The organism is Sandaracinaceae bacterium, assembly GCA_020633055.1.
In the GTDB taxonomy this organism is placed as follows: domain Bacteria; phylum Myxococcota_A; class Polyangia; order Polyangiales; family Houyiibacteriaceae; genus JADJJE01.
This window is the reverse complement of the sequence record JACKEJ010000012.1, coordinates 73,249-91,666: the sequence shown is the minus strand read 5'-3', so window position 1 is coordinate 91,666 and position 18,418 is coordinate 73,249. Positions and strand designations below refer to the sequence as shown.

7 protein-coding genes are annotated in these 18,418 nt (G+C 71.4%); 6 read left to right on the top strand and 1 reads right to left on the bottom strand.

Annotation, left to right across the window (positions count from 1 at the left end; genetic code table 11):
• Window positions 1–70: 70 nt before the first annotated feature.
• Together H6726_26795 and H6726_26790 are read left to right on the top strand one after the other, a co-directional pair.
• Window positions 71–1,126, top strand: a complete 1,056-nt coding sequence (locus H6726_26795) for a prepilin peptidase (protein MCB9661286.1) — start codon at window positions 71–73, stop codon at window positions 1,124–1,126.
• Window positions 1,127–1,481: 355 nt separating this feature from the next.
• The gene (locus H6726_26790; protein MCB9661285.1) at window positions 1,482–5,795 is read left to right on the top strand and encodes a hypothetical protein; all 4,314 of its coding nucleotides are present in this window, start codon (window positions 1,482–1,484) and stop codon (window positions 5,793–5,795) included.
• Window positions 5,796–5,889: 94 nt separating this feature from the next.
• On the opposite strand, the gene H6726_26785 is transcribed toward H6726_26790, so the two are convergent.
• Window positions 5,890–10,263, bottom strand: coding sequence for a RecQ family ATP-dependent DNA helicase (locus H6726_26785; GenBank protein MCB9661284.1), 4,374 nt, complete (start codon window positions 10,261–10,263; stop codon window positions 5,890–5,892).
• 205 nt (window positions 10,264–10,468) lie between these two features.
• On the opposite strand from H6726_26785, the gene H6726_26780 reads away from it, so the two are divergent.
• The 4 genes from H6726_26780 (at window position 10,469) to meaB (ending at window position 18,412) form a co-directional block, all read left to right on the top strand.
• A complete protein-coding gene (locus tag H6726_26780) occupies window positions 10,469–13,060 on the top strand; it encodes a hypothetical protein (protein MCB9661283.1) in 2,592 nt (863 codons plus the stop codon).
• A gap of 92 nt (window positions 13,061–13,152) precedes the next feature.
• Entirely contained in the window at window positions 13,153–15,213 is a 2,061-nt protein-coding gene (locus tag H6726_26775; protein ID MCB9661282.1) for a methylmalonyl-CoA mutase small subunit, read from the top strand.
• Complete coding sequence (scpA, locus tag H6726_26770) at window positions 15,210–17,399, top strand: methylmalonyl-CoA mutase (GenBank protein ID MCB9661281.1); 2,190 nt, start codon at window positions 15,210–15,212, stop codon at window positions 17,397–17,399. The genes H6726_26775 and scpA overlap by 4 nt, the downstream gene beginning before the upstream one ends.
• A gap of 8 nt (window positions 17,400–17,407) precedes the next feature.
• The gene (gene meaB / locus H6726_26765; GenBank protein MCB9661280.1) at window positions 17,408–18,412 is read left to right on the top strand and encodes a methylmalonyl Co-A mutase-associated GTPase MeaB; all 1,005 of its coding nucleotides are present in this window, start codon (window positions 17,408–17,410) and stop codon (window positions 18,410–18,412) included.
• Window positions 18,413–18,418 lie beyond the last annotated feature (6 nt).

Here is an 18,418-nt window from a genome sequence, read left to right as displayed (position 1 = left end):
CGCCGCACAAGCAGCTGGCGTGGCCGCGTCCGTTCGTCAGGCGACGCGGCCGCTGATATGGTCCGGGACGATGTACGCCAGTGAACTTCCTGAAGCGCTCGTCCGCGCGATCGCGTTCGTGTTCGGGGCGACTTGGGGCAGCTTCTTCAACGTCTGCATCTATCGCTGGCCACGGCACATGTCCGTGGTGAGCCCACCGAGCCATTGCCCGGCCTGCGGCGCGCCAGTGCAAGCGTGGCGGAACGTGCCGATCCTCGGCTACCTCTTGCTGCGGGGCCGCGCCGCGTGCTGCGGAGCCCCCATGACGCCGCGCTACGTCGTCGTCGAGGTGCTCGGCGCCGTGTTGTGCGTCGGGGTCGCCGAGCGCTTCGTCGTACACGCGGGCCCGGGCGCGGAGCTGCTCCCCGCGTCGCTGTCGGCCCTGGCCTACTTCATGTTCGCGGGTGGACTGCTCGTCGCGACGTTCATCGACCTGGAGTGGCTGGTCATCCCGGACGAGGTGAGCCTCCCCGGGGCGGCCCTCGGTCTGATGGTGGCTGGCAACGGCATCGGGCTGGTGAGCGCGGAGGACGCGGCGCTCGGTGCGGCGATGGGCTTCCTGTTCGTGCAGTTGGTCTTCGTCTGGGCCTACGAGCGCTTCACGGGCCGCCGAGGGATGGGCGAGGGTGACCCGAAGCTCCTCCTGATGATCGGCGCGTTCCTGGGCTGGAAGGGCGTGTTGTTTGCGGTCGTGGCCGGGTCGATGCAGGGGCTCGTGGCCGCGGCGGTGGCGTTCGTCGCCGGCCACTCGCTGCTCCCTCCTCCCGCCGACGACCCCCTCGACACCTGGGACCGTGAGAGCCTGTTGATGTATCTGAAGGACCTCTTCGGCCGACACCCAGAGCTGCAGCGCGGCGAGGAGGCGCTGCTGCGGCTCCGCTTGACGGGCGCGGAAAACGGGGGTGCGGCCGCTGGGGAGGCTGCGGGGGAGGCGCTGGCCGAGGACCCCGCGGACACCGATGGGCGCGATTCGGACGACCGCGACCGGCCGATGATCCCCTTCGGTCCCTTCCTGGCCCTGGGCGCCCTCGAGTTCTTCTTTTTCGGCGAGCGCGTGATCGACGCGTACTTCGGACTCTTCGAGTAGGCGCCCACGTGCCGCCGAGGCGGGGACGTACAAAGGGTCCGTTGGGGCGCTCATACGGAGCAATCCCAACGATGGTGCAAAAATCCACTTTCGCCGCACGCGATGGTTCGCTAGCTTACGGTCACGCGCCGCGTCGGGCGGCGTGCAGGGAGTGTGAACCGTGTCGCCAATCACCAGCCAATGCGGGCCCCAAGGGGCCCCGCCTGCGAGCCGCACCCGCCCGCACGGCAGAAGCGCCCACGCGGCGCTGTCTCTGATCGCCACCTTCGCGGCCCTGCTGGGGTCTTTCGCCCCAGCTACCGCGCAAGCCCAGACCTGCCCGGCCGGGCGGCGCTGCTACTACGTCCCGCCGCAGATGCCGACCCCGACCAACTACATGGGGGTAGGCTGGGACCTGGTCATCGCGAGCTCGACGGGAACGGCCACTGGCACGTACCGCTTCGGCAACGGCACACCCGTCGCGTTCACCGCGACGGCGGCGGCACCCGCGATCGTCGCGCTGTCCACCGCCAACGGGGTCGCGGCGAGCTACCACACGGTGGAGACGCGCGGCATCTTCATCGAGTCCGACATCGACATCTTCGTGGCGGCGCGCACCATCGCAGGCCCCTGGCAGAGCTCGGCGTCCATCAAGGAGGCGTCCTACGCCCTCGGGACACGCTTCCGCGCGGGCGGCTACAACTTGAACGCCGACAACACGCCGAACACGGGACACGACACCCTGTCCTTCTACGCACCCACCGGCGCGAGCGTGACCGTCACGGCCCCGCCCGGCGCCATGGGCAACTTCTGGCAGGGTGTGACCGGGCTCACCCACACCTTCACGCTGGCGGCCGGCGAGACCTTCGTCATGCGGAGCGTGGCGGACACCTGCAACAACGAGATCGATGGCGCGCTGATCACGGCCACGGCTCCCATCGCCGTGCTCAGCGGCGGCCGCGGCTGGAGCGGCACGTGCAGCGTCACGGGCAGCTGCGGCGACGACGGCCTCGACAACATCCTGCCGACCACCCAGTGGGGCAGCGTGTTCACCGTCACGAACTACCCGGGCGGTGACACGCAGGGCGAAGACGTGCGCGTCGTCGCCGACACCGACAACACCGAGGTGATGGTCAACGGCTCGCTGGTGGCCACGCTCGACGCGGGCGAGCGCCACCGCTTCGTGCCCGCGGCCGGGGCGACCTTGATCGAGACGTCCAACCCCGTCGCCGTGTACCAGAACGCGGCCCAGACCGGCTGCGAGATCGGCCTCAGCTTCCTGCCGCCCACCGAGTTCCGTGGGTCGACCTCGCTCAACGTGGCCGTCGACGTGGACGGCAACGGCACCGCCGTGGTGACCATCGAGACGAACCGCGTGAGCTCGCTGCGCCTGGACGGCGCCGTCCTCTCGAGCCCCACCCTGAACGTCGTCCCCGGGCGCCCGGACGTCACCATGGTGCGCTTCGCGATCGCCGACGGCGTGCACATCGTGTCGTCGTCGGGCGACTTCCAGATGGGGCTCGTGACCGGGCGCAGCGGCACCGGCTTGTTCGCGTTCTACAACCCCTTCCGGGTGCCGGGCTGCGGCAACGGCCAGATCGACGCGGGTGAGGGCTGCGACGACGGAGGCGTCATGAGCGGCGACGGCTGCTCGGCGAACTGTCGCATCGAGATCGGGACGATGGGCTGCCTGTCGGACGCGCAGTGCGTCGCGGGCGGTCACTGCGACGCCATGGGCGTGTGCCGCGCGTGCATCACGGACGCGCACTGCAACGACGGCAACGCGTGCTCCACGGACACGTGCGTGGCCAACGTGTGCGTGAACACCTCGCTCATGGCGGGCGTCACGTGCCCCGGGGGCGTGTGTGACGGTGCGGCGATGAACCCCTCGTGCGTCACGTGCATCGACACCGCCGCGGGCATGGGCCAGGACCTGGGCTGCACGGCGGGCGCGCCGCAGTGCACCAGTGACGGCATGGGCGGGTTCGCCTGCGTGGGCTGTCTGCTCCCGACCGACTGCTTGGACGGGAACCCCTGCACCACCGACCTGTGTGTCCTCGGGACGTGCTCCAACCCGCCCGTACTCGCGGGTCTGCCGTGCGCCGGCGGCGTGTGCAATGGGAGCGTGGGCGCCCCCGAGTGCGTCGTGTGCATCGACAGCACACCAGGCACTGGGCTCGACGCCGGCTGCACGCTCGGCACGCCGATGTGCGACCGCTCTGGCAGCCCCGCGGTCTGTGTGGAGTGCATCACGTCCACCAACTGCGGCAGCAGCGGCGACATCTGCGTGGGTGGCACGTGTGACGCGCCGAGCATCACGCTGAGCGCGCCGACGGGGACCATCACGGCCCTCAGCACGACGCCGAGCGGCGGCGCGACGCACCTCCCGAACGGGACGATGCTCAGCGTCACCGTCACCAGCACGACGAGCAGCGACATGTTCACGTGCACGGGCTTCGTGATGGGCACGACGTGGACGTGCGCGGCGGGGTCCATCAGCGGGCTCACGGCCGGCACGACCTACGACGTCAGCGTCACGGGGACCGTGGACGGCGTCATGGTGTCCGCCACCGGGTCGTTCTCGGTGGGGGGCTGCGCGGGCGCGACCGCGGGTGATGCGTGCACCAGTGGGGCGTCGCCGGGCACCTGCCAGGGCAGCGGCACGCTGTCTTGCTGCACGGGCTGCTGGGACGGATCGACGTGTCGAACCGGCAACACGGTGCTGGCCTGTGGAACGGCAGGCGGCGCGTGCGCGGCGTGCGCGGACGCCAACGAGTGCACGGACGACGTGTGCGGCGCGGGCGCTTGCACCAACCCGCCCACGACCGAGGGCACCACGTGCAGCACGGGCGTGTGTGACGGCCTGGGCTCGGCCCTGTGCGAGGTCTGCGTCGACGACGGCAGCGGCGTCGACTCGGGTTGCAGCGCAGGCGCGCCGGACTGCATCGGGGCCAGTGGCTCGCGCGAGTGCGTGGCCTGCACGGCGGACGCTCAGTGCGACGACGGGAACGTGTGCACGACCGACGCGTGCGTCGGGAACACGTGCATGGCGACCCCGGTGGCGGCTGGTGACGCCGGCATGTGCATGGGCGGCGAGGTGTGCTCCGGCGCGCCGAGCAACATGTGCGTGACCTGCGCCGACACCGACCCGACAGGCACGGACGCCGGTTGCACAGGCGGCGCGCCGTTCTGCGTTGTCGGCATGTCCGGCGCGACCTGCGAGCTGTGCGTCGATGACGGCGCCGGTACGGACACGGGCTGCGACGCCGCCACCCCCAACTGTGTGGTGGGCAGCGGCGGCGCGAACGAGTGCGTCAGCTGCGCTGCGAACAGCGAGTGCAGTGACGGCAACGAGTGCACGGACGACGTGTGCTCGGCCGGCATGTGCAGCAACCCGACCGTCACGGAGTTCACGACCTGCTCGGCGGGCGTGTGCACCGCAGCGGCCATGTGCGCCGCCGTGCAGGTGACGATCACCTCGCCGGCGGACCAGAGCGTGTCGAACAACAACACGCCTACGCTGACCGGCACCGGCACGCCGGGCGCGACCATCGAGCTGAGCCTCGACATGGGCGGGCCGCTGACGACGACGGTGGACGCCTCGGGCAACTGGTCGCTGACGCTGTCGTCTCCGCTGGAAGACGGGGGCCACGGCCTGCTCGCGATCATCAACGTGGCGCTCCTGAGCGACACCGACATGGTGAACTTCGCCATCGACACCATGACCGACGTGGCGATCACCGCGCCGGCCGACGGAAGCACGTCGCTCGACGCCACGCCGACCATCACCGGCACCGGTGAACCGGGCGCGACGGTGGTCGTCAGCATCGACGGCACCGAGGTGGGCACCACCACGGTCGACGGCAACGGCGCCTGGACCGTGACGCCCAGCACGCCGCTCACCAACGGGCAGCACGACGTCGAGGTCGTCGCGACCGACGTGGCTGGGAACAGCGCGTCGGACGCCGTGACGTTCACGGTCGACTCGAACACGGACGTCGCCATCACCCAGCCTGCCAACGGCTCGGTGACGAGCGACAACACGCCGACGGTGTCGGGCACGGCCGTGCCTGGTGCGTCGGTCGAGGTGACCATCGTGGTCGACGGGTCCGACGTGTCCCTGGGCACCGTGATCGCCGACGCGAGCGGCAACTGGAGCGTGGACGTCACGAGCGCCCTGCTCGACGGCACCTACACGGTCACGGCGACGGCGACCGACACCGCCGCGAACATGGCGCAGGACAGCGCCTCGTTCACGGTCGACACCGCGACCACGGTCTCCATCGACACGGCGGACTCGGTCACCGGCGTGATCACCGGGACGGGCGAGCCCGGCGCCACGGTGGTCGTGAGCATCGACGGTACCGTCGTCGGAACCGCGACGGTGGACGGGAGCGGGAGCTGGACGCTCACGGTCGGTCCGCTGAGCGCCGGCGATCACACGATCACGGCCGACGCCACCGACGTCGCGGGCAACACCGCCGACGACATGCTGCAGCTGACGGTGTCCGTCATGGACGGCGGCGTACCGGACGGCGGCTTCGCGCCCGACGGCGGCGTGAGCACGACCGGCGGTGTCTCGGGCGGCGCCCTCTGCGCCACGCACACGCCGACTGGCGAGGGTTGGCCAGCGCTGCTCGGTCTCCTCGCGGTGGGCCTGGTGGTGAGCGCGCGTCGGCGCCGCCGCTGACCCCCAGGGCCGTCGGCCCGACCTACGAGCGCGGGCCGTCGGCCCGACCTACAAACGCGGAGAGCCGCCTCGGACCGAGGCGGCTCTCCGCGTTCTACGACCTGCCCGAGAGCTGCTTCAGGACCCGTAGGATGCCATCGGCATAGCGCTCCAGCTTCTTCTCGCCGACCCCGGGCACCGCGCCGAGGTCCGCACGTGTCGCTGGTGAAGCGATGGCTACCTCGCCCAGCTGCCGGTCGGTCAGCACGCGGAACGCCGGGACGCGCTGCTGCTTGGACACCCCCAAGCGCCACGCGCGCAGCGCCTCTACGACTTCGGCCGGGGCGTCGATCTGCGCGAGGGGGCTGACCCGGGTGACGCGGGCCCCCTTGCGGACGCCGCCGGCGCTCGACCCCTTGCGCGCTCCTGTCGCTGAGGCTGCGGCGCTGCCCGTGCTGGACCGACGTCGACCGCGCTTGCTCGTGGCCCGGGCTCCCTTGCGCGCACGGCCCGCGGCGCCGCGCGGCGGAACCAACCGCACGGCCCGGAGATCGTCCTCCGTGGGCGCCTCGTCCCCGACGAAGAGCAAGTGAGCCCGACGAAAGCGGATGACCTGTCCGTCCTTCTCGAACTGGTCATCGTCGCAGCGCACGAGCCCCGCGCGCGCGAGCCCGTCGAGCAGCCGCTCGACATCTGCGCGAGCGATGCCTGCACCATGCGGGCGGTCGGTCAGCTCGCGGTGGAGACGCCCCGTCGCCTGGCCGTTCCACTCCAGCAGGAGCTCCACGAGTGCACGCATGGCGCTCCGCTCGTCGTCCGTCGGCGCCGAGAGCTCGAGCAACGCCGTCTGCCCGGGAGCGCACACGTCGCACATGCCGCACAGCGTTCCGTCGTCGGCGCGATCGCCGAAGTGACCGACGAGGTCCAGCATGCGACACCGGGTCGAGGCCACGAAGCCCTGCACCGCGTCGAGCTGCGCCACCTTGTGGGCGCGCTGGACCTCGTAGCGGGCCATCCAGCCAGCGCTCCCACGGACCGCGCCGCCGTCCTCGTCGAGCACCGCGCCCCCCGCCACCCACAGCTTGCTCAGCCAGCGCTCCACCTCGTCCAAGTCGAGCCGCGCACGCACCGCCAGAGCGTCCGGTGTGGCAGGTTCGCTCGAGAGCGCCATGAAGAGCGTGTTCAGACGGCGCGCCTCGGGGTAGTCCCGCGCCAGGAAGAACTCGTGTGTGCGGCGGTCCGCGAAGGAGTGCATCAGCACCGCCCGGCTCGGCGCGCCGTCACGCCCGGCGCGGCCGATCTCCTGGTAGTAGCCCTCGAGCGTGGCGGGCAGCGCCGTGTGCACCACGGTGCGGACGTTCGCCTTGTCGATACCCATACCAAACGCGATGGTGGCGACGACCACGTCCAGTTCGCCCGCCTGGAACGCCGCCTGCACCGCGTCACGCTCGGGAGCCGGCAGACCCGCGTGGTAGGCCCCCACGCGCAGCTTCTTGCCCAGCGCCCTGGCCTGCTCTTCACACGCCTTGCGGGTGGGGGCGTACACGATGGCGGGGAGCCGGCCGGGCCCGCGCAGCAGCGCCGCTGCGCGCTGCACACGCTCCGGGATACTGACCTCGACCACCTCGACGGCGATGTTGGTGCGCCGGAAGCCGAACGTGAAGGTCTGCGCTGCGCGCCCGGCGCCGGTCAGCCCCAGCTGCTGGAGGATGTCGGCCTGCACCCGCGGCGTGGCCGTGGCCGTGAGGGCGACGATGGGAACGTCGCGCAGCGCTGCGAGGCGCTCGTGTAGCATGCGGTAGTCCGGCCGGAAGTCATGGCCCCAGTCCGAGATGCAGTGCGCTTCGTCGATGGCGATCAAGGTGGGCGGGCGCTTGGCCAGCAGCTCCGGGAAGCCCCGCACGCCCAGGCGCTCCGGTGCTACGAAGAGAAAGTCCAGCTGCCCTTCGACGTACTCGCGGCACACCGCGCGGCTCTGATCGCGGCCGCGCCCGGCGTGGATGCGCTCCGCCTGTAGGCCGAGCCGTTGGAGCTTCTGGACTTGGTCCTCGATCAGCGCGACCAGCGGACTCACGACCAAGGTCGTCCCTCCGCGCGCGAGGCCAGGGAGCTGATAGCACAAGGACTTGCCGGCCCCCGTCGGCATCACGACCAGCGCGTGCGCACCCCCGCTCACCGCGGCACAGATGTCTTCCTGGTGCGGCCGGAACCGTTCGAAGCCGAAGACGTCCTTCAGCCACGCAGACAAGCTGCGCCCGTCGCTCGGTGGCCCCGGCGGCCTGGCTCCGCGGGCTTCCCTCGCGCTCGCCGAGGGAGCGTGCACCGCTGCCCGTGCCTCGACCGGCGTGCATGTCGGCGCCCGATTGACGGTCGACCGGGCCACCGGCGGCAGGCCCTCCGCGACGCCACCGCCGCGGACCGAGCCCTCGCCTGCGGGAGCCGCCCTGGCCGGAGAGGATGCCCCCTGCCCCGCGTGCCCGCGCGGCGCATGCCCCTGCGCTCGAGGCTCATGGGCGCTCCCCGACGAGGCCGGGACACCCCGCCGGCTGGGGGGCGGGCCGCTCTCCTTCACGTGCCCGACGACGTCGCGTACGAACGCCTCGATGTCCTCCATGAAGCGCTCGAAGGGCTCGTCGCCGCGCTGCATGCGGGCGAGGCGCAGCTCCCACTCGCCCGTCAGCTCCGCGCTGCGGACCCGCTCGTCCACGCGCGCGATGAGGTCCACCCCCTTTGCCGTGGCCCGTATGAGCTTCTTGCCCTCTCGCGCCAGGTACCCGCGTTCCAGCAAGGTCTCGAGAATGGCGGCGCGTGTGGCGGGCGTGCCAAGGCCACGCTCGCGCATGGCGTCCGACATGGCCTTCTCGTCCAGCGTGCGCCCGGCGGTCTCCATGGCCGTCAGCAGCGTCGCCTCGTTGTGCGGCTTGGGGGGCTGGGTCTGCTTGTCCTCGATGCGGACGCTCCGCAGCGACGCCGCCTGCCCCACCCGCAGGCCGGCGGGAAGGTCGGGCTTGGGAGGGCGCGCGCGGGCCGTGTGGACGTCCAGGGTGCGGAAGCCCACCTGCTCCACGCTGGAACCGCGGCTGCGAAAACGGTCCACGCCACCTGTCGCGCCTTCTCCCAGGGCAGCGGCGCCAGCGGCAGCGTCACCCTCTGTTTGCGCAGGCGCGACGCCAGCGGCAGCGTCACCCTCCGCTCGCGTGGGCCACGCGACCTCGGTCAGCACGCTCGTGAGCGCCTCGACGTGGTCCGGCTGGTAGGCGGCGAGGAGGCGGCGCGCGACCAAGTCGTACACCTTGAACGCGTCGCTCTCGGAGCGGAGCGAGCACCTGGCCTCGGTCGGGAGGATGGCGTGGTGGTCCGTGACTCGCGCGTCGTCGACGAAGCGCCTCCCCAGCGGCCGCGTGAGGCTCCCCGCGGCGAGCGCGTCGGCGTAGCGGGGCCCGACCGCGGCCAGCACCGGCGCGAGTCCCCCCGCCACGTCCGTCGACAGAAAGCGGCTGTCCGTGCGCGGGTAGCTGATGAGCTTGTGCTTCTCGTAGAGGTCCTGCGCGACGTCGAGGGTGTGCTTGGCCGAGAAGCCGTAGAGACGGTTGGCCTCGCGCTGCAGCTCGGTCAGGTCGAAGAGGGCCGGAGGAGGCGTGCGCCTCCGCTTGCGCTCGACCTCGGCGATGCGGATCCGGTCCTCGCTGGCCCCCGAGACGCGCGCGAGCACCGCCTGCGCCTCACGCGCACCGTCGGCCCCCAGCAGCTTGCGCTCCTCGCGCACGCGGCCCCGCTCGTCGGGGCGCGGCACGACATAGACGCCCTCGTACTCGCCCTGCTGGGCCCCGAAGCCGGCGTGGACCTCGTGGTACGGCTCGGGCACGAAGCGCAGGATCTCGTCGTCACGCTGGACGACCAGCGCGAGCGTGGGCGTCTGCACGCGCCCCACCGACAGGTGGTCGTCGTAGCGCAGGCTGTAGGCCCGCGAGAGGTTCATGCCCACCAGCCAGTCGGCCCTGCTGCGCGCCCTGGCCGCGCTGGCGAGCGTGTCGTAGTCGGCCGCGGGCTGCAACGCCGCGAACCCGCGCCGGATGGCCTCTGGGGTGAGCGACGAGACCCACAGGCGGCGCACCGGCTTCCGACACAGCGCGTGCTCGTACACGTACCGGAAGATGAGCTCCCCCTCACGCCCCGCGTCCGTGGCACAGACCACCTCCGACGTGTCGCGCGCGTTCAGCAGCTGGGTCACCAAGGCGAGCTGGTCGCCCACGCGCTCTCGCGCGACCAGCGGCCAACGCCCCGGCAGCATGGGCAGCTCGGCGTAGCTCCAGCGCGACCACGCCGGGTTCATGGCCCCGGGCTCGGCGAGGCCGACCAAGTGGCCCAGTGCCCAGGTGACACGGTAGCCCGAGCCCTCGAGGTAGCCCTTGCGCTTCTGCGTGGCGCCCAGCACCTCGGCGAGGTCCCGGGCCACGGCAGGCTTCTCTGCGAGCACGACGGTGAACATGCTGCGAGCTGTATCGGACCGGTGTGACACCAGTTGCGGTTCTAGCGCTCATTGCGACACTGAACAAGCAATCAGATACGCGCCCCTGGTCGCTCGGTTGGTCCGCTCGGCGCGTGGTACGCGACGCACGCACGACGAGCCCGGCCTTCCCGATACCCCACCGCTTCCCTGGGTGTCCCTTGGCGCGTAGCCTGGCGAGGTACTCATGACTCCGACCGCCCCCGAGAGGGCTCGCCGCTATGTGCCGGAAGAGCTCGGCCAGCTCGACCTCGCGTGGGTGGACCCACGGGTGGCGTGGGCGACGAGCGCGACGGCCTCGTCGGAGTGGAGCAGCTCGTACGCCGCCGCCGCGGCCTGCGGTCCGCCGTGTGTCTTCCCCAGACATGGCGATCACGAGGGCACGTGGCTGCCCGACTCCTCGGACCAGCGTCCGCACATCGACGTGACGCTCCCCGAGGCCACGCTCGCCCACGCCGTGGTCGTGTGCGAGACCTGCGGCACGGGCTCGGTGCGCCGGATCCGGGACCTCGACCGGGAGACGGTACTGTTCGATGATCAGGCGCCGCGTCCGAAGGACCGCCGCAAGGCGCAGTTGCTCGTCGTGCCACTCGCGCCGAGCACACCCGCGCCACGCCGTCTGCGCGTCGAGCTGCGTGGGCGCAAGGAAGACTACGAGGAGATCGACGCGATCGGTCTCCTGCTCGCCCCGCTCTCCGAGCTGATGAACACCCGCCCTGCGCCAAGCGAGGCGCGGCACGCGCGCTACGCCCCCGACGAGCACGGCGTCGACGACCTACGCGGCGACTGGCGGCTGTCGTGGGCCAAGGCAGGGCGAGCGTCCTCCGAATACTCGTCCGACTACGCCGCGCGCCATGCGCTCGGAAAGCCGCGCGTGTTCCCGAAGGGAGGTGACCACGCGAAGACGTGGCTCTCGGACAATGACGACCGGTACGCATGGCTCGAGGTGTCGTTTCACGACGAAGGCCCCTGCCACGGCTTCATCGCGCTCGAGACGTGCGGCGCGGGCGCCGTCGTACGTGCCACGGACCCCTCTGGCGCGGAGCTGTGGCAGGGAGCCGTCGACGAGGCGCCGAGGCGCGAGGCGCGCCTGCTGTGCGTCGAGTTCACCACCCCACGCGAGCTCACGGATCTGCGACTCTACGTCTCGCCCGCCATCAGCGACTACCGTGAGATCGACGCGGTCGCCCTGCTTCGCTGCCCGTTCGAGGAGCTTCGACGGCCCGCACCACCGCGTCCGCCGCCGCCGCCCAAGCCCGTCCCGGGAGAGCCGAGGGGAGGCTTCACCCGACTCGGGGGGACCTTGCGAGGTCCGACGCCGGAGGCGCCCCTGCTGCACCTCACGCTCGCGCACGCGGGCGGCACGCTGAACGTGAACCACGGGGGGCCGGCCACGCTGCGACTCGCAGATGGCCACGAGCTGTCACTCGAGCTGGAACGGACCGTCATCTACGGTGCGCCTCTGCAGCGCCACACGGCACCCTTTGGCGAGCTGGTCGCTTCGCTCCCCCCGCTGCGCGACGCGCTGGGGTCGCTGGCCCTGCCCGACGACACCGTGGCCACGTTGGTCGGCACGCAGCTGGTCGGAGGCGAGCACGTGCTGGTCGCGGGGACCCCCGTCGTTGCGGACGCGGGCTTCCGCGAGGCCGCAGGTCGGCTCGAGGGCATCCGAGTGGCGGCGCTGAGCACCCGCCCGTGGGACCAGACCACGTTCGCGGCGCGTGGCATCCACGACTTCGAGCGAGACGTGCGCGCCACGGGTGGCGCGGCCGAGGCACGTACCGAAGGAGCGTTCGAGCGCTGGCGACGCATCGCCAACCGAAGCGCCAGCCTCGCCGCGGTGCTGTTGTGCGCGGCGTCCTGGTACGCGGCGCGTACGACGATCTTGCAGGGCTGGGCGGCCACTCTGCTGACGGCCACACTGCTCGCGACGGTGACCAGCGCGGTGTTCGCCTTGGAGCTCCACGGTCGCGCGCGCTTGGTCACCGTGGTCGAGGACGGCGGACGACGACGGCGGGGGAGGATTCGCGGGACGCCACCCGGGTGGACGGCGTTCGGCACGGGGTTCTTGCTGTGCTTTGCGTTGCTGGTCGGGGGCATCGCGGTAGGTACCGCGGCGGCGCGCGTGGGAGAGCTGGTCCTACGAGTGGTCTTCGCCATCGGCGGAGCCCACGCGCTCGTGCGCCTCGTGATGTGGCGCTGGGCCGACCGCGGTGCGCTGCGGGCGACGCTGCCGCTGCTGCTCGGGCGACCGGCTGCGCTCGTGGAAGGCAGCCGTGGGTTGCTGGCAGGAGCGCTGGGCGAGAGGCACCGCACGACGGAGGCGCTGAGTGCCCACTCCGAGCACTTGGGGAGCTACGAGTCGACCGACGAGCAGGGCCGCGTCACTGTGCACGAGCAGTACCGAAACTGGAACGAGTCGCACCTGAGCTGCGATGCAGGGCAAGGGACGCGCATCTTCCTGGCGGACGGCACACTCGTGGTGGCTGGGAACGTGCGGCGCGTCGTCGACGCTGGCGTTTCGCCCCGGAAACCGAAACGCGACGAGGACTACGCGCGCTTCGAGAGCCAGCACCAGGAGGGCGACCCCGCGGTGCTCCTGGGTCGGCTCGTGCGTCGGGACGAGCATTGGGAGGTAGACGACGCGGTGCTCTTGCTGGGGAGCCGAAGCCAGCTCTGGCGAGAGACGGCGCCCCAGCTGGTGGGCGTGCTCGGGCTGACGGTCATCATGGCGGCGGGTGTCATCGCGGCGACGGGTGTCATCGCGGCCGTGGGTTGAGCGCGCGGGGTGTTGCGGGGCTTTCGGGCTTGAACTAAGAGGTCCCCACCGTCTCATTGAGCCCCTTGTCCTCCATCAGGAACGTGCGACCCATGGCCGAAGAGCCCACCCCCATCCCCAACGCGTTCGCCCCTGTTTCGCGCGACGATTGGCGCGCCAAGGTCGAGGCCGACCTGCGGGGAAAGCCCGTCTCCTCTCTGAGCACCGAGCTCGAGCCGGGCATCACGCTGCAGCCCCTGTACATGGCCGAGGATCTCCCCGCGTCAGCGGTCCCGTTCCCCGGGCTTCCGCCGTTCACGCGCGGCGGGGAGGCCCTTGGCAAGGCGGGTGACGGCTGGCTGGTGTGCCAGGAGTACGATGACCCCCGCATGGAGGTCGCCGGGGCCATGATCAAGGCGGACCTCGAGAATGGCGCGGGGGGCGTGTGGGTGCGCATGGCCTGCGACGCCGGAGTGCGTGTGCTGACGGCAGGCGACGTCGAGACGGTGCTCGAGAGCGTCGACCTGCGGAAGCACGCGGTGCACCTCGAGTCGCAGAGCGACGTGTTGCTGGTGGCGTCGGCGCTGTTCGCCGTGGCCGAGGCACGTGGCGTGCCGCACGGCGAGCTGCGCGGCGGGCTGGGTGCCGACCCGCTGGCCACCCTCGCGGAGACCGGCACCCTGCCGGACGGTTACGAAGCGGCGGCCCGCACGATGGTGGAGCTGGCGCGCTTCTGCAGCGAGCGCGCGCCGGGGGTCAAGGCGGTGTGCGTGTCGAGCCGTCCCTACGCGGACGCAGGCGCCAACGCCACGCAGGAGCTGGCCTACGTGCTGGCCACGAGCGCGGAGTACCTGCGGCGACTGATCGGCGCGGGGCTCTCGCCCGACGCCGCCGCGCAGCAGATGAGCCTGTCGCTCTCTGTGTCGTCCGACTTCTTCGCGCAGATCGCCAAGCTGCGCGCCGCACGCACGCTGTTCGCGAAGGTCACCGCCGCGTTCGGCGCGAGCGCCGAGGCACAGACGACCACGCTCCATGCGCGCACCGCCTCGTTCAATAAGACGCGCCGCGACCCGTGGGTGAACATGCTGCGCGCCACCACCGAGACCGCGGCGGCCGCCATCGGGGGCGCCGACAGCGTCGCGACGGGCGCGTTCGACGAGCTGTGCGGGCCCTCGGACGGCTTCGCGCGGCGCGTGGCGCGCAACACGCACGTGGTGCTGCGCGACGAGTCGCACCTGAGCCGTGTGGCCGACCCCGCGGGAGGCAGCTGGTTCATCGAGTCGCTCAGCGACCAGCTGGCGCGCGCCGCCTGGGCCCTGTTCCAGAGCATCGAGGGCAAGGGCGGCATGCGCCGCGCCCTCGGCGCCGGCCTGGTGCACACGGCCCTGGCCGAGGGCAGCGCCGCCCAGCGCCGAGCGGTCGCCACGCGACGCACGGCCGTCGTGGGCGTCAACGAGTTCCCCAACCTCACCGAGCAGAGCCTGGCGCGCTCCCCGGTGTCGCTGGAAGACGTCGAAGGCGAGCTGGGCAACCCGTTCGGGCGCGGCACGCCCGACGAGCGCCAGGACCTGCTGCTCCGCCTCGCCCGCGCGGCCCGCGGCACCTCCGAAGCGGGCACGCTCGTGCCGGCCGCCATCGCGGCGACGCTGGCCGGGGTCGACATGATGAACCTCGGCACCATGCTGCGCGACGGCTTCCCCTCGCTGCACGTGGAGCCCCTCCCCCGCTGGCACGTCGCCGACGCCTGGGAGGCCCTGCGCGACGCGAGCGACACCACGCTGGCCCGTGACGGGCGTCGCCCCCGCGCCTTCCTGGCGCAGCTGGGTCCCATTCCCGAGCACAAGGCGCGCGGCACCTGGACCGCCAACCTGCTCGCCGCGGGCGGCATCGAGAGCGCCGAGAACGAGGGCTTCGCGGACGCCAGCGCCGCGCTCGCCGCGTACGACGGCAGCGAGGTGGTGGTGTTCGTCGGCAAGGACGAGCGCTACGACGACGCGGTCGAGCTGAGCGACGCCTTCCGCAAGGCCGGCGCCAAGCAGATCGTGGTCGCGGGCAAGGTGCCCGACAAACAAGAGCAGTTCCGCGCCCAGGGCGTGGACACCTTCCTCTACGCGGGCGCCGACGCGCTCGAGACCCTGTCCAAGCTCCACGCGGAGCTGGAGGTGGCGCGATGAGCTCCTTCCCCGACTTCAGCACCCTGCCCTTCGACGGCGTCGCCAGCAGCTCCTCCACCGCCAGCGCAGACGCGTGGCGCGCCTTGGCCGGCGCTGCCGCCGAGCGCACCGAGCCGACCCCCGAAGGCATCCCGGTCAAGCCCGTGTACAGCGCGGCGGACCTCGAAGGACTCACGCACCTGGGCGGCGCCCCGGGCATCGCGCCCTACGTGCGCGGCCCCTACTCGAGCATGTACGTCCAGCGCCCCTGGACCATCCGCCAGTACGCGGGCTTCTCCACCGCGGAGCAGAGCAACGCCTTCTACCGCCGCAACCTCGCCGCGGGTCAGAAGGGCCTCAGCATCGCCTTCGACCTCGCGACGCACCGCGGCTACGACTCGGACAACCCGCGCGTGGCGGGCGACGTCGGCATGGCGGGCGTCGCGATCGACTCCATCAAGGACATGCGCATCCTGTTCGACGGCATCCCGCTCGACCAGATGAGCGTCTCCATGACCATGAACGGGGCTGTGCTGCCCATCCTCGCGCTGTTCATCGTGGCGGGCGAGGAGCAGGGCGTGCCGCCCGAGCAACTCGCCGGGACCATCCAGAACGACATCCTCAAGGAGTTCATGGTCCGCAACACGTACATCTACCCGCCCACGCCCTCGATGCGGATCATCGCGGACATCTTCCGCTACACGTCGGAGAAGATGCCCAAGTTCAACAGCATCAGCATCTCCGGCTACCACATGCAGGAGGCTGGGGCGTCGCTGGACCTCGAGCTCGGGTACACGCTGGCAGACGGGCTCGAGTACCTGCGCACGGGCATTGCGTCGGGCCTCTCGGTGGACGCGTTCGCGCCGCGCCTCTCGTTCTTCTGGGCCATCGGCACCAACTTCTTCATGGAGATCGCCAAGATGCGGGCCGCGCGCCTGCTGTGGGCGAACATCGTGAAGGGCTTCGACGCGAAGAACAGCAAGAGCCTGGCGCTGCGCACGCACTGCCAGACCTCGGGCTGGAGCCTCACGGCGCAGGACGTCTACAACAACGTCGCGCGCACCTGCATCGAGGCCATGGCGGCGACCCAGGGGCACACCCAGTCGCTGCACACCAACTCGCTGGACGAGGCCATCGCGCTGCCGACGGACTTCAGCGCGCGCATCGCCCGTAACACGCAGCTCTATCTGCAGATGGAGAGCGGCACCACGCGCGTCATCGACCCGTGGGGCGGCAGCTACTACGTCGAGCGCCTCACGCACGAGATCGCGCAGCGCGCCTGGGCGCACATCCAGGAGGTCGAGGAGCTCGGCGGCATGACCAAGGCCATCGAGAAGGGCCTCCCCAAGCTGCGCATCGAAGAGGCCGCGGCGAGGACGCAGGCGCGCATCGACTCCGGACGTCAGGTCATCGTCGGTGTGAACAAGCACGTGCTCGAGAAGGAGGACGCGCTCGAGGTCCTCAAGATCGAGAACGCGGCGGTGCGCGAGGCGCAGATCGCGCGCCTGAAGGAGCTGCGCGCAGAGCGCGACGAAGCGGCGCTGGCGGTGAAGCTCGAGGCGCTGACCAACGCGGCCGCGTCGGGCGAGGGCAACCTGCTGGAGCTCGCGGTGGACGCCGCCCGCCAGAACGCGACGGTGGGCGAGATCAGCCTCGCCCTCGAGAAGGTCTACGGCCGCCACGAGGCCACCATCCGGAGCATCCAGGGCGTGTACAGCAGCGAGGCCAACAAGGGCGGCGACGGGACCGACGGCATGGAGGCGGTGCGCGCGCGCAGCGCCAAGTTCGGCGAGGATCACGGGCGCCGGCCGCGCATCCTGGTGGCGAAGATGGGCCAGGACGGCCACGACCGCGGTCAGAAGGTCATCGCCACGGCCTTCGCCGACCTGGGCTTCGACGTGGACATCGGGCCGCTGTTCCAGACGCCGGCCGAGACCGCCCGTCAGGCCGTCGAGAACGACGTGCACGTGGTGGGCGCGAGCTCGCTGGCCGCCGGTCACCTGACGCTGGTGCCGGAGCTCAAGCGTGAGCTGGCCGCGCTGGGCCGTGAGGACATCATGGTCGTGGTGGGCGGCGTCATCCCGCCGCAGGACTACGACGAGCTGTACGCGGCGGGCGCCGCGGCCATCTTCGGGCCGGGCACCGTCATCTCGAAGGCGGCCCTCGAGCTGCTGGACAAGCTCGACGCCATCGTGGCGGACGACTGAGCGCCGCCGTGGCCACGCGCAAGCGCCTGAGCGTCGACGACTACGTGGCGGGCTTCCGAGCGGGTGACCGCGCGGTGCTCGCGCGCGCCATCACGCTGGTGGAGAGCGACGCCCCGCGGCACGTCGCGCTCGCGCAGGAGGTGCTCACCGCGCTCCTGCCGCAGACTGGCGGCGCGCGGCGCGTGGGCATCAGCGGCGTGCCGGGCGTGGGCAAGAGCACGTTCATCGACGCCTTCGGCACCCTGCTCACCCAGCAGGGGCTGAGCGTGGCCGTGCTGGCGATCGACCCGAGCAGCAGCGTCACCGGCGGGAGCATCCTCGGGGACAAGACGCGCATGGCGAAGCTGTCGCGCGACGACAAGGCCTTCATCCGCCCTTCCCCCACCAGCGGCACGCTGGGCGGCGTCCACCGCAAGACGCGCGAGACCATGCTGCTGTGCGAGGCCTTCGGCTTCGACGTGGTGCTGATCGAGACCGTCGGCGTGGGCCAGTCCGAGACGGTGGTGGCCGACATGGTGGACTTCTACCTGGTGCTCATGCTCGCGGGCGCGGGCGACGAGCTGCAGGGCATCAAGCGCGGCATCCTCGAGGTGGCCGACATGCTGGCCATCAACAAGGCCGACGGCGAGAACGAGATCTACGCCAAGCGCGCGCGGGTGGAGTACGAGACGGCCCTGCACTTGATGCGCGGGCACGGAGGCTCGTGGCACCCGCCCGTGCTCACCTGCAGCGCGCTGCTGGGTGTGGGGCTCGCCGAGCTCTGGGCCAAGGTCGAGGAGCACCACAAAAAGCTGAGCGCGACCGGCGAGCTGGAGGCCCGCCGGCAGAAGCAGCTGGTGCGCTGGATGTGGAACATGATCGAGGAGCGGCTCATGTCCGAGCTGCACGCGGCCCCCGCCGTGCGCGCCTTGCTGCCCACGCTGGAGCAGCAGCTGCGCGGCGGTCAGGTGACGGCGACCACCGCCGCCACCGCCGTCCTCGACGCCTTCGAGCACCACAAGACCCACGCGTAGAGCGCG